Source organism: Alcanivorax sp. HI0083 (assembly GCF_001635175.1).
The window spans coordinates 1-3,426 of record NZ_LWFX01001344.1; the positions used below are offsets into that span (position 1 = coordinate 1).

Annotated in this window: 2 protein-coding genes; both read left to right on the top strand. The window is 57.6% G+C overall.

Going from position 1 to position 3,426, the window contains the following annotated elements:
- Positions 1–776, top strand: a 776-nt coding sequence (locus A3754_RS20020) for a biotin/lipoyl-containing protein (protein WP_156497111.1), incomplete at its 5' end; no start/stop codon positions are given.
- 235 nt (positions 777–1,011) lie between these two features.
- Positions 1,012–2,841, top strand: a complete 1,830-nt coding sequence (locus A3754_RS20025; protein WP_063521100.1) for a long-chain-acyl-CoA synthetase — start codon at positions 1,012–1,014, stop codon at positions 2,839–2,841.
- Positions 2,842–3,426 lie beyond the last annotated feature (585 nt).

Below are 3,426 nucleotides of genomic sequence, written 5' to 3' on the forward strand. Positions count from 1 at the left end.
ACAGCCGCGAAGATGCACGCCGCCGGCTGATTCGTGCCGTGCAGGACACCACCCTGATGGGCGTAAACGACAACCGCCGGTTTCTGGCAGCGATCCTGGCCCACCCGGTATTCGCCAGTGGCGATGCCACCACCGCCTTTATCGGCGAAGACTTTGCCGACGACAGCAGCCTGGCCGGCGACGCCCCTGACAACACCCTGTGGGCACTGGCCGCTTTGCATCACTGTCGACGCGAAACACCCAATGACACCCTGCGAGGCTGGCACTCCAGTACGCTAGGAGCCCAACCGGTGGCGTTACGCAGCGGTGAACATAAACAGACGCTGTACATCCGCTATCTGGGCAACCAGGTCACCATCACTTTTGAGAACACCTCCGACACCCTCACGCTGACGCCGCTGAGCGGCGATCGCGTAGACGTGAACGGCGTGGAAGTGACCGCCAGCGTGATCCAGCATGGCAATCAATACTGGCTGCAGAGTCAAGGCCACACAGCCTGCTTCAGTGATGCTACCCACACCGCTGCCGGCAGCAGTGACCAGGCCGGTTCCGGCCTGATCCGTGCCCCCATGGACGGCGCCGTCATCGATGTGAACGTCAAAGCCGGCGATACCGTCAGCAAAGGGCAGGTTCTGGTGGTGATGGAAGCCATGAAAATGGAACACAGCCTCAAAGCAGACTGCGACGGCACCATTGAAGTACTGGATCTCAGCGTGGGCAGCCAGGTAAAACGCCAGCAATTGCTGGTTACTGTCACCCCGGATGCAGCGGAGTAACCCCCGTCACATTCGGTCAGTGACAATTTTCCCACGGAGAAGGACACTCCGCTGTGATCCAATAATCCGCGCCGGGCAGATCGGGCCAAAACGGCCCCCTCCGATTTCCCCGGGCACTGCCACCGGGCAGGGTGCTTGCCCTGCCCTGGTGCTACGGTTAAGGTAAGCGCCCGCTTGCCAACACTGGGCTACGGGCTTTTCCGGGCCTTCCAAGAACACAGACAATGGAGATCCTATGAGCAACGCCGACATCATCACGTTGCCCAAGCTTCTGTCCAAGGTTCCAGAGGTAATCACCAATCTTCCCGGCCTGATCAAGGGCTCGAAGATGGCGAAAATCACTGACACCAGCAAGCCATTGGGGCTGGGCGTTGCTATCGAGCGCGCCACCAGCATGAACCCGAATGGCGCTGCCGTGATCTACCAGGACACAGAACTTACCTACAAGCAGTTCAACGCCTGGGCCAACCGCCTGGCAGACTACCTGGCCTCCATCGGCCTGAAAAAAGGCGACACCGTTGCCGTCAACGTGGAAAACCGTCCCGAGCTGCTGGCTGCGGTCCTCGCCTGCGCAAAACTCGGTGTGTGTGCGGCCCTGATCAACACATCCCAGCGCGGCAAGGTACTGATCCATAGTTTCAATCTGGTGAAACCCAAAGCTGCCATCGTTGGCGAAGAGCTGATCGATGCCGTGGAAGACATCCGCGGTGATCTGGATCTGAAAGACAACTTTTTCTTCTTTGCCGACCAGAACACCCTGGACGACCCCGGTGAAGCGCCGGCCGGCTACAAGAACCTGGCCAGCGAAAGCCGCGATTGCTCCAGCGAGAACCCGGCGTCCAGCAAGCAGACCTTCCTGCGCGACCCGCTGTTCTACATTTATACCTCCGGTACCACTGGCCTGCCCAAAGCCGTGGTCTTCAACCACGGCCGCTGGGAAAAAGCCTATGGCGGCTTCGGCTTCTCCGCCGTACGCCTGACCAAGGACGACCGCATTTACACCACCCTGCCGTTCTACCACGCCACCGGCATGGTGATCTGCTGGGCATCGGTCATCGCCAGTGCCGGCTCCATTGTCATTGCGCGCAAATTCTCCGCCAGTGGCTTCTGGGAAGACATCCGCCGCCATAACTGCACCGCCTTCGGCTATGTGGGCGAGCTGTGCCGTTATCTGCACGAGCAGCCGGAAAAGCCCAACGATCAGGACAACAAGGTCCATACCATTGTCGGTAACGGCCTGCGCCCGAGCATCTGGAAAGACTTCAAGAACCGCTTCGGCATTGATCGTGTGGTCGAGCTGTATGCCTCCTCGGAAGGCAACGTGGCTTTCACCAACGTATTCAACTTCGACAACACCGTAGGGTTCTCCCCGGTCAGCTACGCCATCGTCAAATACGACAAAGAGCGTGACGAGCCGGTGCGTGACAGCAAAGGTCACATGATCAAGGTCGGCAAAGGCGAATCCGGGCTGATGCTGGGCGAAATCACCGAAAAGACGCCTTTCGACGGCTACACCGACCCGGAAAAGACCGAGAAGTCCATCTACCGTGATGTCTTCACCAAGGGTGATGCCTGGTTCAACACCGGCGACATGATGCGCGACATCGGTTTCCGCCACGCCCAGTTCGTGGACCGCCTGGGGGATACCTTCCGCTGGAAAGGCGAAAACGTATCCACCACCGAAGTGGAACAGATTCTCGATGGCTACGACGGCATTCAGGAATCCGTGGTCTATGGTGTGGAAATCCCCAACACCAACGGCCGTGCCGGCATGGGCCAGATCCGCCTGACCGGCAACCACAGCGACTTTGATTTCCAGGGCCTGTGTGACTACCTGAAGCGAGAGCTGCCGCCTTACGCCATTCCTGTTTTCCTGCGTATCAACGAAGAAGCCATGGAAACCACTGGCACCTTCAAGCACCAGAAAAACAAGCTCAAGGAACAGAAGTACGACCTGAGCCAGCAGAGCAACGCCGTCTACGCGCTGCTACCTGGCGAGAGTTGCTACCAGCAACTGGATGAAGCCACGCAAAACGGCATCGACGGTGGTGAGTATCGCTTCTAGGTAATACCGACACCGAAGCACAAGAAAGGCGCCTTAACGGCGCCTTTTTTGGTTCTGGAGTTGCCTGAACGTGCCACGCAGAATGACACGACCAAAACCACCGGGCCCGAGAGGCCGTCGCTATTGCGGTATGCCTGCCGGGAATATCCAGGCCATACACGAAGCAAAATATAGCAGCGAGCTGGTCAAGTCAGGGCCTGAATAAAACGTCAGCTATCTGCATTCGGCTCATCACTGAATGCCACCATAAGGCCCTTGTTTCGCCCCACCCTCCTTAACCCAAGGTTACCCACACCCCGTTTTATATCCACGGCATCTGTGGATAAAACTGTTAACGAACGCCGGATAACCCCCTGAAAGCCAGTGGTGGCAAAGGTTACAGCGACTTGCATGGTTTTTCACCAGGGCCGGCCACGTCCTGATCCATTGCCAAACGTCAAGACTGTTGCGATTTTTTTCTCTGCTGGGGATTACCCCACAAAACCTGTGGACAACTTTGTGAAAAACCTGACGAAAAGTCGCTGTAGGGCCCGCCATTCCGTCCTTTACGCAAACTGCTTCATTTTTACACGAATCGTAAAGTAT